Raw genomic sequence first — 688 nt, 5'->3', positions numbered from 1 at the left:
TGGTGCTGCGAACGTTGCGATGAACATCGCGTCACTAGGTGGTCATGCTCACATTGTTGGTCTGACTGGTGAAGATGAGCCTGCAAAAGTGCTAACGGAAACACTCAGCGCATTGAACGTGAAGTGTGATTTTGTTGCGTTGCCTGATTATCCAACCATTACTAAATTACGCGTTATGAGCCGTGGCCAGCAACTTATCCGTCTTGACTTCGAAGATAAGTTTGAGAACGCCGACGCGACCCCGGTTCTGTCTCGTATGGATGCAGCGCTACCAAACGTGAAAGCGGTGATCATGTCTGACTACGCAAAAGGCTCTCTAGAGCACGTTCAAGCGTACATTCAGAAAGCGCGAGCAGCGAATATTCCTGTTTTCATTGATCCTAAAGGTGCGGACTTTGAACGTTACCGCGGTGCAACTCTACTGACACCAAACATGAAAGAGTTTGAAGATGTGGTCGGTAAAGTGAAATCGGATCAAGAGCTGGTAGAGAAAGCTCTGGCACTTGTTGAAGAGTTTGATTTTGAAGCGCTATTGGTAACACGTAGTGAGCACGGTATGACGTTGATTCGTCGCGGCCAAGAGCCATTCCATCTACCAACGCAAGCAAAAGAAGTCTACGACGTAACAGGTGCTGGCGACACGGTGATTTCTGTACTTGCAGCGTCGGTTGCGGCAGGTAAATCCTTC

General features: G+C 48.5%; 1 protein-coding gene. It reads left to right on the top strand.

Annotated features, from left to right (window positions below; all coding sequences use genetic code 11):
• The coding region (locus R7Z77_RS25765) for a PfkB family carbohydrate kinase (RefSeq protein ID WP_318137099.1) at positions 1 to 688 on the top strand (688 nt) is incomplete at both ends.

This window comes from Vibrio sp. 1401 (assembly GCF_033340295.1).
This window is presented reverse-complemented; position numbering and strand designations above follow the sequence as displayed.